Annotated in this window: 17 protein-coding genes and 1 CRISPR repeat array; of the genes, 14 read left to right on the forward strand and 3 right to left on the reverse strand. The window is 44.5% G+C overall.

Translation table 11 applies throughout. The annotated features are described in order from the left end of the window. Positions 1-100: 100 nt before the first annotated feature. Positions 101-970: direct repeats of the CRISPR family, unit length 36 nt; unit sequence AATAGAGATGTACCTTTGAGAAAAAAGGATTGAGAC. 135 nt (positions 971-1,105) lie between these two features. The 5 genes from cas1 (at position 1,106) to bioB (ending at position 5,025) form a co-directional block, all read left to right on the forward strand. Then, complete coding sequence (gene cas1, locus KFV02_RS06200) at positions 1,106-2,242, forward strand: CRISPR-associated endonuclease Cas1 (RefSeq protein ID WP_252380674.1); 1,137 nt, start codon at positions 1,106-1,108, stop codon at positions 2,240-2,242. An 88-nt stretch (positions 2,243-2,330) separates the two neighbouring features. After that, positions 2,331-2,606: a CRISPR-associated endonuclease Cas2 gene (gene cas2 / locus KFV02_RS06205; RefSeq protein WP_252380675.1), complete on the forward strand. Its 276-nt coding sequence runs from the start codon at positions 2,331-2,333 to the stop codon at positions 2,604-2,606. Further along, a complete protein-coding gene (gene cas2, locus KFV02_RS06210; RefSeq protein WP_252380676.1) occupies positions 2,606-2,884 on the forward strand; it encodes a CRISPR-associated endonuclease Cas2 in 279 nt (92 codons plus the stop codon). The genes cas2 (KFV02_RS06205) and cas2 (KFV02_RS06210) overlap by 1 nt, the downstream gene beginning before the upstream one ends. 31 nt (positions 2,885-2,915) lie before the next feature. After that, positions 2,916-4,043: a CRISPR-associated ring nuclease Csm6 gene (gene csm6 / locus KFV02_RS06215; protein ID WP_252380677.1), complete on the forward strand. Its 1,128-nt coding sequence runs from the start codon at positions 2,916-2,918 to the stop codon at positions 4,041-4,043. Next, positions 4,036-5,025, forward strand: coding sequence for a biotin synthase BioB (bioB, locus tag KFV02_RS06220; RefSeq protein ID WP_252380678.1), 990 nt, complete (start codon positions 4,036-4,038; stop codon positions 5,023-5,025). Before csm6 ends, bioB begins: the two co-directional genes overlap by 8 nt. Before the next feature lie 151 nt (positions 5,026-5,176). Here the strand turns inward: bioB and KFV02_RS06225 are convergent, their stop codons facing one another. From KFV02_RS06225 to bioF, 3 genes are all read right to left on the reverse strand, one after another. Next, positions 5,177-5,920, reverse strand: coding sequence for a methyltransferase domain-containing protein (locus KFV02_RS06225; RefSeq protein WP_252380679.1), 744 nt, complete (start codon positions 5,918-5,920; stop codon positions 5,177-5,179). Next, positions 5,892-6,521, reverse strand: coding sequence for an alpha/beta fold hydrolase (locus KFV02_RS06230; protein ID WP_252380680.1), 630 nt, complete (start codon positions 6,519-6,521; stop codon positions 5,892-5,894). The genes KFV02_RS06225 and KFV02_RS06230 overlap by 29 nt, the downstream gene beginning before the upstream one ends. Positions 6,522-6,632: 111 nt before the next feature. Continuing rightward, positions 6,633-7,805 carry an 8-amino-7-oxononanoate synthase gene (gene bioF / locus KFV02_RS06235; protein WP_252380681.1) on the reverse strand — a complete coding sequence of 391 codons (1,173 nt, stop codon included), beginning with the start codon at positions 7,803-7,805 and terminating at the stop codon, positions 6,633-6,635. Positions 7,806-7,891: 86 nt separating this feature from the next. Between bioF and rfbC the strand changes: the two genes are divergently transcribed. The 9 genes from rfbC to KFV02_RS06280 all read left to right on the forward strand — a co-directional run bounded on the left by rfbC (position 7,892) and on the right by KFV02_RS06280 (position 18,784). Next, a complete protein-coding gene (gene rfbC / locus KFV02_RS06240; protein WP_252380682.1) occupies positions 7,892-8,449 on the forward strand; it encodes a dTDP-4-dehydrorhamnose 3,5-epimerase in 558 nt (185 codons plus the stop codon). Between the two features lie 198 nt (positions 8,450-8,647). Continuing rightward, complete coding sequence (locus KFV02_RS06245; RefSeq protein ID WP_252380683.1) at positions 8,648-10,063, forward strand: mannose-1-phosphate guanylyltransferase/mannose-6-phosphate isomerase; 1,416 nt, start codon at positions 8,648-8,650, stop codon at positions 10,061-10,063. Between the two features lie 226 nt (positions 10,064-10,289). Next, positions 10,290-10,853, forward strand: a complete 564-nt coding sequence (gene qrcA, locus KFV02_RS06250; RefSeq protein ID WP_252380684.1) for a menaquinone reductase multiheme cytochrome c subunit QrcA — start codon at positions 10,290-10,292, stop codon at positions 10,851-10,853. Between the two features lie 14 nt (positions 10,854-10,867). After that, positions 10,868-12,922, forward strand: a complete 2,055-nt coding sequence (qrcB, locus tag KFV02_RS06255) for a menaquinone reductase molybdopterin-binding-like subunit QrcB (protein WP_252380685.1) — start codon at positions 10,868-10,870, stop codon at positions 12,920-12,922. A gap of 31 nt (positions 12,923-12,953) precedes the next feature. Then, the gene (qrcC, locus tag KFV02_RS06260; RefSeq protein WP_252380686.1) at positions 12,954-13,721 is read left to right on the forward strand and encodes a menaquinone reductase iron-sulfur cluster-binding subunit QrcC; all 768 of its coding nucleotides are present in this window, start codon (positions 12,954-12,956) and stop codon (positions 13,719-13,721) included. 3 nt (positions 13,722-13,724) lie between these two features. Continuing rightward, the gene (qrcD, locus tag KFV02_RS06265; RefSeq protein ID WP_252380687.1) at positions 13,725-14,954 is read left to right on the forward strand and encodes a menaquinone reductase integral membrane subunit QrcD; all 1,230 of its coding nucleotides are present in this window, start codon (positions 13,725-13,727) and stop codon (positions 14,952-14,954) included. Between the two features lie 576 nt (positions 14,955-15,530). After that, the gene (locus KFV02_RS06270) at positions 15,531-16,346 is read left to right on the forward strand and encodes a ZIP family metal transporter (RefSeq protein WP_289510101.1); all 816 of its coding nucleotides are present in this window, start codon (positions 15,531-15,533) and stop codon (positions 16,344-16,346) included. An 838-nt stretch (positions 16,347-17,184) separates the two neighbouring features. After that, the gene (locus KFV02_RS06275; RefSeq protein WP_252380688.1) at positions 17,185-17,937 is read left to right on the forward strand and encodes an L-2-amino-thiazoline-4-carboxylic acid hydrolase; all 753 of its coding nucleotides are present in this window, start codon (positions 17,185-17,187) and stop codon (positions 17,935-17,937) included. A 130-nt stretch (positions 17,938-18,067) separates the two neighbouring features. Beyond that, positions 18,068-18,784 (forward strand): putative periplasmic lipoprotein, encoded by a 717-nt coding sequence (locus KFV02_RS06280; protein ID WP_252380689.1) that lies wholly within the window; start codon positions 18,068-18,070, stop codon positions 18,782-18,784. Positions 18,785-18,813 lie beyond the last annotated feature (29 nt).

The following is an 18,813-nucleotide window of genomic DNA, read 5'->3' on the forward strand; positions in this document are numbered from 1 at the left end:
CAATCTAGATCACTTAAATTTGCTTGATAACTCTATCTTATCTGCTCTTTTGGTTAAATTTAAACCGGACACTAGTGAAATTACCTTTACTGATAGAAACAATAGAGATGTACCTTTGAGAAAAAAGGATTGAGACCTTCTTAGTTTAATGAAATAAATTCTTTTCATTTTTAATTGCAATAGAGATGTACCTTTGAGAAAAAAGGATTGAGACGAACGCTTGTACGCTTCAAGATTTTTAGTCCACGCCTGCAATAGAGATGTACCTTTGAGAAAAAAGGATTGAGACTAAGCTCTATTCCATATTTAAAGCTAAGAAAACAAGCAGGTTAATAGAGATGTACCTTTGAGAAAAAAGGATTGAGACCTAATTCTCCATTTTCCCAAGCTTCAATTAATGCTTCAATAGAGATGTACCTTTGAGAAAAAAGGATTGAGACTAATTCGCAAAGTTGCCAAGCTTCTCCTTCTGTAAAAGTTGTAATAGAGATGTACCTTTGAGAAAAAAGGATTGAGACAGATTCTTCCCAAGAGTCCATATTCTCTACGTCTGAGTATGAATAGAGATGTACCTTTGAGAAAAAAGGATTGAGACTAAAGTTTTCCCGTTTTTAAATCTTTAAAATAAAAATAGAGATGTACCTTTGAGAAAAAAGGATTGAGACTCAACTTTATATTTTCTTGATTTTACTTTAATTTTATCAAAATAGAGATGTACCTTTGAGAAAAAAGGATTGAGACCCCTTTTGTTGGTTTTTAGGTAAAGCAGGACTAGATAAAGAATAGAGATGTACCTTTGAGAAAAAAGGATTGAGACTAACCTTCGTTGGTTGAATATATACAGTAAGTAAGTGATAATAGAGATGTACCTTTGAGAAAAAAGGATTGAGACATCAACAATATTGCCCTTATCATCAATTTTCTGTCCAACAATTATAGAAATGTACCTTTAGGAAAAAAGGATTGGCGCTGGTTCTGAGTGGTGCGAGTTGTGGCCTGAAAAGTTGTTGTGCAAATGTTTGCCAAACATTGAGTTTTCCCCTGGCTAGATTTTTTTTGCTAAAGTCCCCTTGTTTAGAATTATATTGTGCCAGGGGAGAAGATAATGTCTGTTGTCTATATAACAAAGCCGGGCGTAAAGGTGCACCTGGAAGCCAAGCACCTAGTGGCGAGGGGTGAAAATTTTCAACAAACCATTTACACCTTTAACCTGGAGCGTCTTATTCTGGTTGGCAAGGTTGAAATCACCTATGCTGCTTTATCTCATCTTTTACGTAACAACACTTCTGTTATCTTCCTCACCAGACAGGGCAACTATCTTGGTTCTTTAAATGGCTCTGATCCGAAAAATGTTTTCCTGCGCGTGTGTCAGTACGAAAAATTGCAGGACAAAGAGTTTAAACTCAAAACAGCGCGTTCCATAGTGGCCGGCAAGATTAGGAACATGCGCACATTGGCTATGCGCATGGGCAGGACTTTGCGTTCGGAAGAGTGCTCCGGCATTGCACAGAATTTGTCTCGTTTTTACACTCTTGTTCAATCTGCTGAAAGTGTGGAATCTTTAAGGGGGCTGGAAGGTCAGGCCACGAAAATTTATTTTCAGGCCCTGCGTCTGGGTTTTGCAAAAGAACTGGAATTTAAGAAGCGCACCAGGCGACCGCCAACTGATCCGGTCAATGCCTGTTTATCGTTTGGTTATACTATTTTGATGAATGTTGTGCTTGGAGCTATTTGTGCGGTGGGGCTTGATCCCGCCCTGGGCAATTTGCATGAATTAAGTTATGGTCGTGTGTCCCTGGCCCTGGATTTAATGGAAGAGTTTCGCACGCCCATTGTGGATATGACAGTGCTGGCCTGTTTTAATTTGGGTATTTTAAAAAAAGACGATTTCTGGCGCGATGAGCCAGAAGTAGCAGAAGATGACTGTGAAAGTGGAAAATGGGTAGAGCAGGTGGATATGCTGGCACCGGAGGAGAGTACACAGGAGCAGGCCCGTGCATTGGAGAAAGGAGGGGCAGAAGGGCCTGGGGAGGAGGATGCTGGAGTTGTTGGTGTTTTTTTAAAGAAAGAACCAAAGAAGCGTTTTTTAAACCGTCTGGAAAAGCGCTTGAGCATGCTTTTACATTATCCCAGGTTAGATAAAAAATTAACCTTGCGCCAGGTGATTGAGCGGCAGGCAGAGCATTATGCTTCCTATGTACGGGGTGAGTGTAGTCAATATGAGCCTATTGCGCCCAGGTAGGAGGTTATATGTGTAAAGCCTTCACAGAGCTCACCAAATTCGAAATTCGGATTTAAACAATTTTTAAATATCCTGTGAGCTTATTTATATGTTTGTGGTAGTAACTTATGATATTGCTGATCCCAAGCGGTTAAACCGGGTGCATAGGTTGCTCAAGGACTATGGCGTGCCAGTGCAATACTCGGTTTTTGAGTGTGATCTTGATTGGGGAAAAATTGATGAGATGTTGTTGCGATTAAAGGCTGAAATGGACATGGATGAAGATGCCCTGCTGGTTTATCCTGTTTGTCAGGAGTGCCGCAGAAAAGTGCAGATTTGCGGACAGGGCGAGATTTGGGTGGACAGAGATTGGTGGATTTACTGATGTGGATACTGGTGATTTACGATATTTGCGATGAAAAGCGTTTAAACAAGGTGGCCAGGCTGATGGAAAGCTATGGTCAGCGCGTGCAACGCTCTGTTTTTGAGTGTGAACTGGATAAAAACGCTTTGAGACGACTTCAGCAACAACTGGCCAGAATTATTAACAAGGATGAAGATGCAGTCAAATTTTTTCGGCTGTGTAACAGATGCTGGGAAAAATGTGTTGTCCTGGGACAGTGCGCGCGTGCTTTGCCTTTAAAAGAGATAGAGATTATTTGAAGTTTATTTTTGATTGATATATTAGAAATGGATGCGCAAAATACTCCTTTGCCTTTGCGGTTTGACCCCGCAGGTTATTACCGAGACCATTTATGCCCTTGCAGAACTGCAAAAACCGGCTTTTATCCCTGATGAAGTCCATGTTATCACTACAGGCACAGGCAAGATGCTAATCATGGAAAAGCTTTTGCATCCTGAACAGGGACGCTTTTATGCTTTGTGCCGCGAGTATGGGCTGGGTAATATTCATTTTCATGAGTCCACAGTGCATGTTGTTAGTAGGAACGGAGAAGAGGTTCTTGATCTCAGGGATGAACTTGAAAATAACATTACAGCGGATTTTATTCTCAATATAGTGCGTAAGCTTTGCTCTGATCCAGGCAGCCAGGTGCATGCTTCGCTGGCCGGGGGGAGGAAAACCATGAGTTTTTATCTGGGTATGGCCATGCAGTTTTATGCGCGGCCCCAGGATGAACTTTCTCATGTTCTGGTCAACCCGCCCTTTGAAAATCATCCAGATTTTTTTTATCCGCCTAAAACGCCCAAGGACTATACTGCCTATGACAGGTCAACCGGCAGACTTTATTCCGTAAACAGCCGCAAAGCAAAAATTGTTTTGGCCAGGATTCCATTTGTCAGGCTACGTGAGCGTCTTACGGAGATGGATACATCTCCTGTTTCTTTTACGAGAAAAGTAGAGTCTGCCCAGGAGAGCATTGCAGGGCAGGAATTGCCCTTGCTGTTGATGGACATCGCATCACTGGAGGTGGAATTCAATGGCCGGAAAACCAAGCTTACGCCTGTGGAGGCAGCCATTTATACGCAGCTTATCAAGATCAAAAAAAGATGCAAAAAAAGAGCGCGCTGCAAGCATTGTTTTGAATGCTATATAAATCCCTATGATTTGTCCGTGGAAGAAATTTTGGCTTTCTTGCGCGAGAGATGGGGAACCTTTTCACCCCGGCTGGACTCGATTCAGAAGCGACTGGAATCCAGGCTTGACCTGCGTGACTGGTTTTTGCAGAACCGCTCTAGGGTTAATCGAAAAATTAGGGCCATAGATCCGGAAGAGAGAGCTTTGATCAAGGCGGTTGGGTCTTATGGAAACAGGGTATATGGCATCGGAATAGAAAGGGAAAGGATAGCGCTGAATGGATAGTATGCGTAAACTTTTTTTAGATTTGGCTGAGAAAGCCATCCACCAGGACTTATCTGTCGGGGAGTTGGAGAGTATTGCCCGGGTTAAAGACGAACATGTTTTTGCTTTAATGGCCGGGGCAGACCTTATCCGGGAACACTTTTTTGGCCGGGGGATTCATCTGTGCACGATCTGCAATGCCAAGTCCGGGCGTTGTTCTGAAGATTGTCACTTTTGTGCCCAATCAGCTCACTTTGAAACCGATGTTCCTAGTTACCCATTAAAAGACAGCCAGGAATTAATCTCTTTGGGTCAATCCTTAGCAGAAACAGAAGTGCACAGATACTCTCTTGTTACCTCGGGTAAAGGTTTGTCTGCCACGGAAATTGATCATATCTGTGACGTATTTAATGAGTTAAAAGGTAAAAATATCCATCTTTGTGCCTCGCTGGGAATTATTCATAAGGATGACCTGACAAGGCTTAAACAGGCAGGACTTTCCAGGTACCACCACAATTTGGAAACAGCAGAAAGTTTTTTCCCGAGTATTTGTACCACCCACGAGTATGCTCAGCGCATTCAGACTATAAAGCAGGCCAAAGAAGCAGGGTTGTCAGTATGCTCGGGCGGGATTTTTGGCCTCGGAGAAAGTGATGCCCAGGTAGTTGAACTTGCAAAGACACTCAAAAGCCTTGATGTAGATGCAGTACCCGTAAATTTCCTGGTCCCGATTCCTGGCACGCCCCTGGAAAACAAGAGTTATCTCACTCCCTTAAGGTGTTTAAAGATCATCAGTATCCTGCGTTACGTTTTGCCGGACAAGGAAATAATTATTTGTGGCGGACGGGTGCAGAATCTAAAGGAGCTTCATCCCATGGTCTTTTTTGCAGGAGCAAGTGGGATCATGACCGGGAACTATCTGACCACTACAGGAAGAACATTAGAAGAAGATCTTCAACTTTTAGAAAATCTTGGTTTTTCACCGCGCGCAAACATCGGTTGAGCGATTTTCACCCGATGGGTGAGATTGCCACGGGCAGCTTCGCTGCCCTCGCAATGACAATCTCGCCCCTGTCATTGCGAGGAGCGAGCGTGAGCGAAGCGACGAAGCAATCTCAAAGTTTGAACTGCAAAAAAACGCTCAATTTAGGTACCTAGACCCCTCCCCACAAATACAAAACCACATAGGTTACTGGGATTTTGCCTTCTTCTCCAAAAGTCCTCGTATAGATTTTACAAAAATCCAGATATCTTTTTTTGCTTAAAGCCTTTTTTTGCCGGGTGTATCTGGCCCCGGTCTTTTTATGGCTTTGCAAAAAGTCCCTGACCGATGGATAGTAAATGGTGTAGGTCTTTTTACAGGTGTCAAAGTTAATGTTCAGGCGAGAAAAAAAATCTATATATGTTTTGGCCTGGGCAAGGGGATAAACCGAGCCAAATCCAGTAACCTCACTGGCATAGGCTAGCTCCTTAAATGTTCCCCGGACAAAAAAGGCCAGGGCAAATTGGCCGTTTTTTTTTAAATAAGTAAGATTTTCAGCGATACTTTGTACGCCTTTTTGGTACCATTGCATGGTAGATGAACTCAAAAGGAGGTCGAACGATCCAGGCTTAAACGGCAGCCTTTCTCCATCTGCCTGGATCTGGACAACATCTCTTTCCTGAATGCCTTTTAGCATGGCCAGGGAAAGGTCAACTGCTACGTAATACCTACTTTTTAACCTGCTTTTGGCCGCCTCTGTTAAGAGACCTCCGCCAGCACCGATCTCCAGGATCCAGCCAAAGTCGTTCCTGTTAAGTAATTCAAGACACTCCTTGGCCACTATTTTTTGTATACGGGCCTCTTGTTTGTAAGTATCTTTTGCCTGATCAAAATATTTTTGTATCTGTTTTTGCATAAACAAGCTGCTTTATTGTTTCTTCAGGAATATAATGCCCGGAGGGGACAACAATAAGTTCTGCCTCTGGTAGAAGAGAGCTTAGTTGTTTAGTTGCACTTAAAGGAACAATTTTATCCTCCTGGCCATGGATAATGAGGACCTTAGATTTCAACTCAGAGATTTCAAATTTAATTTTTGAACAAGCCAGAAATTCAAGTCCTTCGATTAGACTTGGTATATCCTCTTCTGGCGCTATATATTGTTCTTTAATGCCGCATTTTTTCCAGAATTTGCTCACCACCTTGTGCACGTCTTCTTTTATACCCTGGATCATCCTGTCTAAAACCCATCTGGGAGTGAAAGAAGTAAAGTCTAAAAAAGGGGCCAGCAGGAATACGTTTTTATTTTTAATTTCACTAAGCTGGTGGAGTAAGATATGTGCGCCAGTGGACCAGGCAATAATGGTTGAACCTTTAAAATTCCGGACATGATTAAGTATCTTTTCCGGACTATCCTGGACAAAGGGCAGCAAAGACCGGGTGTTCTGGCTCAAGCGGGGATAAAGAAACGGATACCCAGCCCAACCGGAGATAAACATTGAGTCTGTTAATGAGTTCATTTTTGAGTTCTGAGTTTTGAGTATGGAGATTCTTCGCCCCGCTTTTGGCGGGATGACTTGCTATACTCGTCATTTTGAATAGAGCGTAGCAGGGTGAAGATCTCCCAAAGTTCACAACTGTTTTTTGAGTTCCTCAAAGCTCCGCACAATTTGCTGCAAGTGTTCTTTTTTAAGATCAATGCGCAGGGATAGCCGCAGTCGGGAAGTATTTTGGGGCACAGTGGGAGGGCGAATTGCTGCTACATAAAGGCCTTTTGTCAATAAAAATTCTTTCGCCTTAAGTGTTGTCTCGATATCACCCAGGATAACAGGGATAATCTGGGACCCGGAGTCGCCCAGATCAAAACCCAGCCGATCAAGCTCAGTGCGCAAATACTTGCCCATATCCAGTAGTTTCTGACCCTGCTTCGGGTTTTGACTGACCAGGTCTATGGCTGCAAGGTTGGCTCCGATTACACCTGGGGGCAAGGCAGTTGAATAAATAAAGGGCCTGCCCGTGGTCGTTATCCAATCTATCCACTCTTTTGCGCCGGCCAGATATGCTCCATACGAGCCCAGGGCCTTGCTGAATGTGCCCATGTGTATGTCTATTTCCTTTTCCAGGCCCAAGGCATGGGCCAGGCCTCGCCCCTTGCCAAACACTCCTGTGGCGTGTGCTTCGTCAACCACGATGATAACATTAAATTTTTTGGCCAGGGAAACAATCTCTTCCAGCCTGGCCAGGTCTCCGTCCATACTGAAGATTGTATCCGTAATTAAAATTTTTTGTGTAGATGAAGCATGTTTTTTTAATAAATAATGCAGGTGTTCGATATCATTATGCCGGTAACGGATATGTTTGGCCCGGGAAAGAATAATTCCATCTATGATGCTGGCGTGATTTAAGCGGTCTGAAAAGATAATAGTTTTTCTTTGAGTCAAGCTGGTTACAAGGCACAAATTAGCCATGTACCCGGAGCCTATGACCAGGGCTTTTTCCTGTGTTTTAAACCTGGCAACAGCATCTTCCAGTTCGCAGTACAGGGAAAAATTTCCAGTGACCAGACGTGAAGCCGCCGCGGAAGTACCCCAGTGTTTGGTGGCCTCGCACGCTGCTTTCTTTAATACTTCTGTCTGACTCAGGCCCAGGTAATTATTAGAGGCCAGGTTGAGTAACCTTTTTCCCTTAAAATCAAGATATAGGTCCGCGCCATGATCTATATCAGGAATAGACCGCAGCAGATTTTGCTTTTTTAGGTCGTTAAGGGAAGAGCAAAGTTGTTTGTTTATCTGTTTATTGTCCACTGTTTTGTACTTATTTTTCCACTTTTTTCTTGTTTCCTAGCTAAAATTAAGCTACTAATCGCGGGCTAATAATAAAGGGGAAAGATATGCGATTTATCTCTACTGAGTTTCCTGGTTTATTTATTATTGAACCCCGGGTGTTTGAGGATCATCGTGGGTACTTTATGGAGTCCTTTAGCCAGGTTGCCTTTGAACAGCAGGGGCTCAATTACAATTTTATCCAGGACAATCATGCCCTTTCAAGAGCCAAAGGGGTCTTACGCGGGCTTCATTTTCAGATCCCTCCCTTTGCCCAAACCAAGTTGGTCAGGGTGACCAGAGGAGCCGTACTAGATGTGGTCGTAGACTTGCGTCAAGGCTCACCTACCTACGCCAGGTGGTTCAAGATAGAACTTTCGGCTCGAAATTTCAAACAATTATTGATCCCCAAAGGATTTGCTCATGGGTATATGACATTGGAGGAAAATACAGAATTTCAGTACAAGGTTGATGCACCTTATGCCCCTGAGCATGACCGCGGTATATACTATGCAGATCCTGATTTGAATATCACCTGGCCGACAGATAATCCTATTCTTTCGGAAAAAGACAAACATCTCCCTCTTTTTCGGGAATTTGACAATCCGTTTGTTTATGAAGGTTAAAATATAAAAAAGTGAAAAGGCTAAGTTGAGTTTTTTTGTAGTTTAAATTGAGATTGCTTCGGTGCTTCGCTCACGCTCACTCCCTCGCAATGACAGGATTTGTGCTATGTCATTGCGAGGGCAGCTTTGCTGCTCGTGGCAATCTCATTCAATGTGTTGAATATAAAAATAATATACTGATTTCACGGGAGTTAAATAATGGAAAACGTATTTGCTATTGTCCTGGCAGGCGGGTCGGGAACCAGGCTCTGGCCTCTGTCCCGGACTCTTTTGCCTAAACAGCTTTTGTCTATAAACGGGAATTTATCCCTGTTGCAGCAGACCATATCCAGGATTTTAAGGTTACTCCCACCGGAAAAGATTTTTGTAGTCACCAATGAGGAACATGTATTTGAGGTCAGAAGTCAACTTAAAGAGTTAAGTCCGGACCTGGATGCTCAGGTTTTAAGCGAGCCTGTAGGCAGAAATACTCTGCCGGCAATTTTACTTGGTCTGGATAAGATTATTGACTTGGAAAAAGAGCCAATCATTGGTGTCTTCCCATCTGACCATCAGATTCAGGATGAAAAGACCTGGACAGATGACATGCATATGGCCGCAAGCCTTGCCCAGGATGGCTGGTTTGTGACGTTTGGCATTAAGCCCTACAAGCCTGAAACAGGCTACGGTTATATAGCCATAGGAGAAGAAATCAAAGAAGGCGCGTTTAAAGTCAAGGCCTTTGTAGAAAAGCCAGATTTGCCCACTGCCCAAGAATATTTGAAGCAGGGTACATATTATTGGAACAGTGGCATGTTCATGTTTCCAGGGCAAAATTTTATTCAGGCTGTCGAGACTCTGCAACCCGAGCTGTTTAAGTGGTGGAAAAACAGAAAAGATAAGCCTCTGGAACAGGGATACGGCAGGATCCCCGATATTTCGGTGGACTATGGAATAATGGAAAAGGTGGATAATGCCGCGGTTGTCCCGGCTGATTTTGGTTGGGATGACTTGGGTAACTGGGATGCCCTGTACAGGCTGGGGGAGAAGGACGAGAACGGTTGTGTCATAAGTGGAGATGTCTTGCCTCTGGAGTGTAAAGATAGTCTTTTGTTTTCCACAGGTGGCAAACTTGCTGCCATAGGCCTCAAAGATATGATTGTTGTCCAGACCAGGGATGCCACTCTGGTGTGTCCCAAACAAGAGGTACAAAAAGTAAAAAATGTTGTTTCTATCCTGAAGGAGCAGGAGAGCCAACTGGTCGAGGCCCATGTGACTGTGAACAGGCCCTGGGGCAGCTATACGGTACTGGAGGAGGGTAAATTCTATAAGATTAAGCGTATCGTAGTTAAGCCAGGAGCTAAACTCAGTCTGCAAATGCATTACCACAGGAGTGAACACTGGGTAGTGATTAAAGGTACAGCAGAAGTAGTTGTCGGGGACAAAGAGATTTTACTTTGTGAAAATCAATCAGTGGATATTCCCAAAGCAACCAGGCATAGGTTGGCCAATCCGGGAAAAGTACCAGTAGAAATTATTGAAATCCAGAGCGGACCTTATCTGGAAGAAGATGATATTGTTCGCTTTGAGGATGTTTATGGGAGACACAGGGCAAGGAAAAAGGCTGAAGAGTAAATAATTGGGCGTTCAATCATGGACAAAAAGTTGTGTCTTGTGCCATGTGCTTATTCTGTTGCTCCTCTTGCTTTGTATCTTGAATTTTAAAGATTAAAATTTTGTATAAATACTTCGTGAATTTTTTCCTAAACTCTTGACACTCAAGTGCTACCTTGCATAGTGTGGCAGGGATTTAGCCTGGTGTATTGGTGTGCAATTTTCAAATTTCAATGAGGAATGTGGTATGGAGGGAAAAAAAGTGGCAAAAACAAAGAGTTGCGCAGTGCTCCCTTTTGTAACCTTTATTGTTGGTTTTGTGGGTGCGCTCGTCCTCGGTTGGTGGGGATTCCCCAAGGTGCTGTATAGTGAAAAGGCTCAGCCCATCCGGTTCAGTCACAAGGTTCATGTGGAGGACCAGGCCATGGACTGCGAGCAATGTCATTCTTACAGGGAAGACGGCTCGTACGCTGGTCTGCCCACGACTGAACAGTGTGCTGAGTGTCACATGGAAGTGATGGGTGAAGATCCTGATGAGGCAAAATTTGTGGAAGAGTATGTCAACGAAGAAAAGGAAGTGCCTTGGCTGGTTTATCAGAAACAGCCAGACAATGTTTACTTCTCCCATATTGCTCACCAGGATTTTGATTGTACCGAATGTCACCTGGATGTGGCTAACACTGATACACCGCCTGTCTTTTATGAAAACAAGCTGAGCGGATACAGTAAGCATACAATGAAGATGTGGCAATGTGAGAGATGCCATGCCCAAAATGGCGCCAGTAATGCCTGTTATATTTGTCATAAATAAAGAGGGGTAGAAATATGGGACTTGATCGCAGAGGATTCATCACATTTTTAGTTGGCGGCGCAGCCGGTACACTTTTTACCCCTGTGCCCTGGAAGTTGCTCGATGATGTATCCATTTGGAGCCAGAACTGGCCATGGATCCCTAAGTTAAAATATGGGGCCAAGGGGGTTACTCCTACAACCTGTAAACTGTGTCCTGCAGGTTGTGGATTGGATATCAATACCGTAGGCAAGAGGCCGGTTACTGCGGAAGGAAACTTCAGTCATCCTTTGAGTCAGGGCGGAATCTGTCCATTAGGGGCTGCTGCTGTTCAACTTTTATATAGCCCTGCCAGAGTGAAAGGGCCATTGAAAAATAATGGAGGCAAGTTTGAGTCCATTTCCTGGGATGAGGCCAAGAAAATTTTGGCAGAAAAACTGTCCACCCAGAAAGGCAGTGGCAATGTAGCCCTTATCAGCGGAGATGAGAATGGCACTGCCAATGAGGTCTTGGCAGCATTTTTAGCTGCTTTGGGCAGTTCTGACTACTATTTTATGCCGAGTGATGCGACTGCCTATGCCACCGCCTGGAATAAAATTATGGGTGGTCAGGGACAGATTGGCTTTGACCTGGAGAACTCCGATTATGTTCTTATGCTTGGGGCTGACCTCTTATCCAGTTGGGGCACAGTGGTCAGAAACCAAAAGGCATTTGGTCAGAAAAAAGGTCAATATATTTACGTAGGCCCGGTACAAACGGGATCAGCATCTGTTGCTGACAAATGGGTTCCAGTTCTACCCGGTAAAGAGAGCGTATTTGCCTTAGGTCTGGCTTATTATATCCTGAAAGCAGGAAAAACATGTTCCGCCAAAGGTTTTGCCGAGTTTAAAGAGTATGTTCTGACCAATTATACACCGTCTAAAGTTCAAGCTTTAACCGGTGTTCCTGCAAATGATATTAAGAAAATAGCTGCCGAACTTATAGCTGCCAGGAGGCCGGTCGTTGTTTCCGGTTCCGACTTTGGACAGGGAAGCGGTAGCCTGGATATGGTGGCAGGCATTTTCCTGAATCTACTTCTGGGCCGTTTGAATCAGCCTGGAGGTCTTGTGGCTCTGCCAAGTGTTCAGGCCGTGGATAAGGCACCTGACTTGAATCAACTTAGACAAAACAGCCTGATCAATTTTATTAGTGATGTGCAAAAAGGTGCTAAACGGCCAGATGTTCTGTTTATCTATGAGGCTAATCCTCTGTATGCCTTGCCACAAGGTGCTCAGGTAGCTTCGGTATTAGATAAGATTCCATTTAAAGTAAGCTTCAGCACTTTTCTCGACGAAACTGCAGCCAAAGCGGATCTGGTTTTACCTACTCCGCACTTCCTGGAAAGACTTGATGACGCATACACTCCCTTTGGTGCCGGGGCAGTTACTTACAGTGTAAGTACTCCCGTGATTAAGCCTGTTTTTGACGCCAAACCGACTCCGGATTTTATCCTGGAACTGGCCGGAGCACTGGGAGTTGACCTGGGTATTTCTTCTTTTGAGGATGTTTTGAGTGCCAAAGCTGAAAAGCTGGGCGCAGATTGGGAAGAATTGCAAGGTGGTCAGGCATACGTAGGGGACAAAAAGGTTTTTCAATCTGCTCTGGCCTTACCAACTCAGATTCTGTCAGGCGGCCTGAAAATGCCTTCTTCCGAATATCCGATCTATCTTGCTCCAGTGGCCAGGCCTTACATTGGTAATACCAAGCTGGCCACGCCTCCATTTGGAGTGGTTACAATCCGGGAGAACGAGCTCAAGGGAAAAGATTTTTATGTGCACCTGAACAAGGCTACAGCGAAAAAGCTTGGGCTTAAACAAGATAAGAAAGTCAAACTTGTTTCAGCCGCAGGTCAGTGCAAGGCCCTGGTCAACATCACTGAAACAGTTATGAATGATGTTGTTGCTGCACCTTTAGGTTTTGGCCACACTGCCTGGGATGACTTTAGTAAAGGCAAGGGTGATAATGTTTTTAACGTGCTTACCGTGACTCAGGAGAAGCCCACTGGTCTTTATGTGTGGAATAATTCTCAGGTAAAAGTTGTTAAAGCCTAAATTCAAGATAAAGATTTAAAAGAGGTAACCCATGCAAGTTAAAGAGTTTAAAGTTAAGTGGGGAATGGTTGTTGATCTGGACAAATGCACAGGCTGCGGAGCCTGTATGGTTGCTTGCCAGGCAGAAAACAACATCGCCCCCGTAACTGAAGGATCTAATAAATTGCGCACCTTGACATGGATGCTCGTATATGAGCTTTCCAATGGCAAAGACTTTCCTGAACATGATATTGCTTACCTCCCACGGCCATGTATGCAATGCGGCAAGCCATCATGTTCAACTGTTTGTCCTGTAGTGGCGACCACAAAAGATGAAGAAGGCGGTATTGTCAGCCAGATTTATCCTCGTTGTATCGGTTGCCGGTACTGTATGGCTGCTTGCCCGTACCACGCTCGCTATTTTAACTGGTTTGACCCGGTTTGGCCTGAAGGTATGGACAAGACCTTAAATATTTCTACTTCGGTTAGGCCCCGCGGTGTAGTAGAAAAATGTACTTTCTGTCACCATCGTTTTGCAGCAGCCAAAGAGAAGGCACGTATGGAAGGCCGTGATCCAATGCATCTGGAAGAAGAAGATTATATCCCTGCCTGTGTTGAAGTTTGTCCCACCGGAGCCATTGTCTTTGGTGATTTGAATAACCCTGAACACAAAGTAGCTAAACTGGCAAAAAGCAGGTACGCGTTTAGACTACTAGAAAGGCTGGGCACCGATCCCCAGGTTTATTACATGAGCAAAAGGGAATGGGTGCGCAGACAGGGTGATAACTACCTGGAAAACGAAAAGACCAAGGGAGAATAGACCATGCTGGATAAAGAATGGATACCCGAAGGAGTTGAACGTTGCTCGTTTGGCAAATTTATAGTCTGGCTGGGGCTTATCGGAGCTGTTCTGCTCTGGGGTCTCTATGCCACTATAAAAATCTTTGCTAACGGCATAGGGGTAACAGGGCTGGATAATTATTTTGGATTTGGCTTGTGGATCACCTTTGACCTGGCTGTGATTGCTCTGGGGGCCGGGGCATTTTTCTCCGGATTTTTAAAATACATTATCCGCGTCGATCAACTGAAAAATATCATTAATCTAGCCGTTATTGTTGGCTTCATTTGCTATTCCGGAGCCATGCTCATTTTAACATTGGATATTGGTCAGCCCTTAAGGGCCTGGTTTGGTTACTGGCATCCAAATGTGCATTCAATGCTCACTGAAGTTATTTTTTGTATTACCTGTTACTGCACTGTTCTGATTATAGAGTACATTCCTCTGATTCTTGAAAACAGAAAATTAAATAAAATTCGTTTTCTCCATCATCTGGCCCATAATTTCCATGTCTACATGCCACTTTTTGCCGGTATTGGAACATTTTTATCCACATTCCATCAGGGTTCTCTTGGTGGTATGTACGGTGTCCTTTTTGGTCGTCCCTTTGCTTTTCGTGAAGGCTTTTTTATCTGGCCATGGACATTCTTCCTCTTTGTATTCTCTGCTATTGCTTCCGGCCCGGCTTTTACCATGCTTGTAGCCACGCTGATGGAAGTAATAACAGGACGTAAACTGGTTGACTACAAGACAAAGGCATTAATGGGTAAGATTGCCGGTACACTCCTTGGTGCCTATCTCTTCTTTAAAATTCTGGACACCTGGTTTTGGGCTACTGACACTCTGCCAAGAATGGGCCTGACCTTTGACCAGATGTTTAATGATGTTTATGGCCAATGGCTGTTGTGGGCAGAACTCGGTTTGTGTGGTATCATCCCCGCTATCCTGTTGATCGTCCCCAAGTTCCGCAACATTCCGGCACTTTTGTACATTGGGGCCATCCTGGATTGTATAGGTGTTTGCATCAACCGTTTCGTCTTTACCGTGCAGACAATTGCCCTTCCGGTCATGCCTTTTGACAAATGGTACTCTTATACACCCAACTGGGCTGAATGGGCCACCACCTTTGAAATCATTGCCTACGGTGCCTTGGTCCTGAGTCTGTCCTATCGTTACCTGCCTGTATTTCCGCAGGAGAAGAAGTTGAATTCATAAAGTGGTGCTGATTGCTGATTATAGATCAAAAAGGTCGCCCAGATGGGCGGCCTTTTTTTGTGGATATCCATAAATCAGCATTTCCATGAGTTTATGCACGCCATTAACTTTGGTGGATCCGATGGCTGGAGTTTGGTTGAGTAGGTGAGTAGGGTTGGGATGGATGATATGAAAATGACTTTTGAGACTTTAGAAGCTTGGCCAATGCAGATGGAGTAGAGAGGGTATGGGGTTCCGGAGTAGAATTTTTCCCGGATTACCGGCGGATTCAGGATTATTACCACTGCCTAGGGCATCCGCAGCGGATGCGCCCCAAAGAAGTAAGCAAGAGGTTAAACTTTAAAAGAGGGAATCAAGTTAGTTACCACTTACCCCGTATCCCTTAATTCTTATCCCTTAAAAGGTCTACGTGGGTCTGCGGTTAAAGTATAATCTTTCATAAATAGCAGGTGCAACTAACGGGTGTCCCCGGATGTTTGCCATTGACGGCTGTAAATTACCAGGCAATGCTCCTAAGGAGTGGCGTGGTACCAGGGCTGATTTTATGAAAAAGGCAGGTAAGTTAGGAGACTAAAAATGATAGATTTCATACAACAATTCAATCCGGTTATGCAGGCGCTCATTGCCACACTCTTTACCTGGAGCGTAACTGCTGCAGGAGCAGCACTGGTTTTTTTTACAAGAGCTGTAAACCCAAAGATTATGGATTCAATGCTTGGCTTTGCTGCTGGCGTAATGATTGCTGCAAGTTTCTGGTCTCTTCTCGCCCCGGGGATAGAGATGGCGGGACAGTTGGGACATATACCATGGCTGACCGCAGTCATTGGATTTATGGGCGGTGGGACTTTTATGAGACTGACTGACAAATTCCTGCCACATCTTCATCCAGGGCTAAGTGTTGATAAAAGTGAAGGGATAAAGACCTCGTGGCAACGAAGTGTCCTTCTGGTACTTGCCATAACCCTTCACAATATACCTGAGGGTTTAGCTGTCGGTGTTGCTTTTGGAGCTGTAGCAGCTAATCTTTCTTCTGCCACAATTGGAGGTGCAATTGCTTTGGCAATCGGCATTGGGATTCAAAATTTTCCTGAAGGGGCTGCTGTATCAATACCATTGAGAAGAGACGGGATGACTAAGTGGAAAAGTTTCTTGATGGGGCAGGCTTCCGGTATAGTTGAACCCATTGCTGGAGTTATCGGAGCACTTTTTGTCCTGAAAATGCAAATGATTCTACCATACGCTCTCTGTTTTGCTGCAGGAGCCATGATTTTTGTCGTGGTGGAAGAACTAATTCCGGAATCTCAGAGAAATTATGCAAATATCGACTTGGTAACAATGGCAACAATGATCGGTTTTTCGGTAATGATGATTCTCGATGTATCTTTTGGGTGATAGGTCTAAATTTGGGTTGAGTAGGTAGGATGGTCAGTGGATATGGGATTCCGTAATAGAATTCTCCCCTGATTGCCGCCGGGTTCCGGATTGATAGTACTGCACAGAGCATCTGCACAGGTTTGATTTTTAATTATGGAGTCTGTGGCCAAGCCTTACTTAAGAGGACAATTTTTCATAATTATTTTCAATCCTGATTTCTTTCAAGCTCGTGCAAATGCCTGGATCCATCTATGGCTTGCTTGCGGGTAGAGCATAATGGGATATTTTGGGTAAACAAATAGTCTTTTAATTATACCTACGTTTTGCGATTTTCACACAATGGGTGAGATTGCCACGGACAGCTTCGCTGCCCTCGCAATGAGGAACTCGCTCCTGTCATTGCGAGGAGCGAGCTTGAGCGAGGCGACGAAGCAATCTCAAAGTTTGAACTGCGAAAAAATCGTTCAATTAAAACTATATAGATAGTCATGGCAAGTAGTCCTGGATACTTATAGCTTTGTCTCCCCGATGCTCTGCTTATCCGCAAGCTTCGTCAAGGTGGGTTACCCAGCCCTTTGCAATGCTTTCAAGAAACCAGGCTTTCTAACCTGGTGGTCAAAATGGGGTTTGGCTACAGACTCTATGACAAAAATTTGCTAAATATGAACAAGAAAAGAGAAAACAATCAGCAGGTGCAATGCCAAAATTAAGGCTTCACAAAGATCAGTGCAAATAGCTGATGCGTCTCATCTGGACGGCTTTCCTGTCTGCAGCTTACCTTCAATGTTCGGTCCTAAGATGTAAAAGAGGTTGTCCCATTGACGTGAGGAACGCGAAAAATGAAGAGGCGGACTTAATGCCAAGTCAAATAATGGGCTATTACAGCTCGCGTAAAGAGAAGCTCCTGAAGGATTTTGACAGAACCTCTGAGTTGATGAAAGGCTCGCTTGTCGCACGATACAACGAGAAATTCGCCAGTATGCTGCAGAGAGAGGTCCGTCAGGAATATGAGAAGCTCATTCCAGAGATTCCTTACATTAAAAAAGGAGTGCGAGCGAGGGTGTTGAACACCTTTCTTCTCATCACCGCCCAAGAGCTCGCTGCTTATAAGGCGATGAAGAAACAGGGGAAGCCACCTGCAGAGGCTTGGGAACTATGTCATCAAGCGCTGCGTTTGAGAGTCGCGAAGATTCCTCGATGGAAGCGGTGGCTGTTGAGGCGTCTCATGTTTTCAGGCCTTATGAGGAAGATTATTGCGAGGCGAGCGAGGCAACAGCAAAAGGTCCCTTTTGGCGACTTCGAGGTCGAGTATCTTATTGGCGAGGGGGATGATTTCGATCTGGGCGTCAATTACCTTCAGTGTGGCAATTACCGCTTTGTGATGAAACATGGAGGTGAGGCGTTTGCCCCTTACATCTGTATGTCAGACATCGCCTTAAGCGATGCCATGGGATGGGGCCTTATCCGCACCCAAACGCTTGCCGACGGCTGTCATTATTGCGATTTCCGGTTCAAGAAAGGAGCGGCAACGCAGATTTCCTCGAAAACGCATGAAGTGCAGGACACGATTGAGAGAATACGCCGCACTGAGGCCGAACACTCGCTTTGAAAAAATTCTGCTAGCGCAGATCATAATTTGACAGTAAGGCTAGCTTCTGGAATTTAAACTTACAGTTTAAATAATTCACGATTTGATATTCAACACCCAGAGTTCTGGGCTCATAAGAGAGGAGGAAAATATGAAGAAGATTTTTTTATTTATTTTGTTGGTCGGTTTTATTGTAGGCTGTGCACCGACCCATCCACTGCCTCAGCCCAGAAGAGTTGTTGACCCCAGTACCATCCAGGGCGCAGTGCATACTGAAAAGTGGGATATAGCAGCCTTGCGTTATGTTTATTCAGGCCAGGGGCTGAATTACACCAAAGCAAATCTTGAACCGGTTTTTCTGGTCTTTAAAAATAAAGATTTTGCCATGCCTGTTGTACGCAAAGATGATGTCCGTGGTATTGGGAAAACAGGCGAATTTTTGCCCTATACGGAAGACGAGGCCTTGCGTCTTGTGTTTGCCTCGGAGTCTTTTAAGCAAACCACGCGCAATGCCCTGCGCTCAGGCTCTCTGGGTGCGTTTGTAGGGGCAGGTTTAGGTGCCTTGTTTTCTGTCATTGGCGGAGACAATGCCCTTTCCGGGGCAGCCATTGGTGCGGGAATTGGCGGAATGGCACTGGGTGTATCATCCGTGCCAGAGGCCGAAAGAAAGTTAAAAGTGATGATCGAGCAGGAAATTTACGATTATGCCTGGAAAGAAGATTCTATCCCTGCCAATATTACCCGCATGGGCTACATATACCTGCCAGGCAACCAGGGTATAGACCGGATAAGAATCGCGGTCAGGGCGGATGGAGAAATCTATTCTTATGAACTGAAACTTCTGGATCCCCCGTTCACAGCCAAATAAAGATAGAGACAAAAAAAGGAGGCTTTGGC

Origin of the sequence: Desulfovulcanus ferrireducens (genome assembly GCF_018704065.1) — a bacterium.
GTDB lineage: Bacteria > Desulfobacterota > Desulfovibrionia > Desulfovibrionales > Desulfonatronovibrionaceae > Desulfovulcanus > Desulfovulcanus ferrireducens.

What these genes read in the sequence shown, in the direction of transcription:
- KFV02_RS06230 (WP_252380680.1), bottom strand. Translation starts at nt 6,521, where the DNA reads ATGAACTCATTAACAGACTCAATGTTTATCTCCGGTTGGGCTGGGTAT.
- KFV02_RS06275 (WP_252380688.1), top strand. Translation starts at nt 17,185, where the DNA reads ATGCCAAGTCAAATAATGGGCTATTACAGCTCGCGTAAAGAGAAGCTC.
- csm6 (WP_252380677.1), top strand. Translation starts at nt 2,916, where the DNA reads ATGCGCAAAATACTCCTTTGCCTTTGCGGTTTGACCCCGCAGGTTATT.
- cas1 (WP_252380674.1), top strand. Translation starts at nt 1,106, where the DNA reads ATGTCTGTTGTCTATATAACAAAGCCGGGCGTAAAGGTGCACCTGGAA.
- KFV02_RS06280 (WP_252380689.1), top strand. Translation starts at nt 18,068, where the DNA reads ATGAAGAAGATTTTTTTATTTATTTTGTTGGTCGGTTTTATTGTAGGC.
- KFV02_RS06245 (WP_252380683.1), top strand. Translation starts at nt 8,648, where the DNA reads ATGGAAAACGTATTTGCTATTGTCCTGGCAGGCGGGTCGGGAACCAGG.
- cas2 (WP_252380675.1), top strand. Translation starts at nt 2,331, where the DNA reads ATGTTTGTGGTAGTAACTTATGATATTGCTGATCCCAAGCGGTTAAAC.
- KFV02_RS06225 (WP_252380679.1), bottom strand. Translation starts at nt 5,920, where the DNA reads ATGCAAAAACAGATACAAAAATATTTTGATCAGGCAAAAGATACTTAC.
- cas2 (WP_252380676.1), top strand. Translation starts at nt 2,606, where the DNA reads ATGTGGATACTGGTGATTTACGATATTTGCGATGAAAAGCGTTTAAAC.
- KFV02_RS06270 (WP_289510101.1), top strand. Translation starts at nt 15,531, where the DNA reads ATGATAGATTTCATACAACAATTCAATCCGGTTATGCAGGCGCTCATT.
- qrcC (WP_252380686.1), top strand. Translation starts at nt 12,954, where the DNA reads ATGCAAGTTAAAGAGTTTAAAGTTAAGTGGGGAATGGTTGTTGATCTG.
- qrcB (WP_252380685.1), top strand. Translation starts at nt 10,868, where the DNA reads ATGGGACTTGATCGCAGAGGATTCATCACATTTTTAGTTGGCGGCGCA.
- qrcA (WP_252380684.1), top strand. Translation starts at nt 10,290, where the DNA reads ATGGAGGGAAAAAAAGTGGCAAAAACAAAGAGTTGCGCAGTGCTCCCT.
- rfbC (WP_252380682.1), top strand. Translation starts at nt 7,892, where the DNA reads ATGCGATTTATCTCTACTGAGTTTCCTGGTTTATTTATTATTGAACCC.
- qrcD (WP_252380687.1), top strand. Translation starts at nt 13,725, where the DNA reads ATGCTGGATAAAGAATGGATACCCGAAGGAGTTGAACGTTGCTCGTTT.
- bioB (WP_252380678.1), top strand. Translation starts at nt 4,036, where the DNA reads ATGGATAGTATGCGTAAACTTTTTTTAGATTTGGCTGAGAAAGCCATC.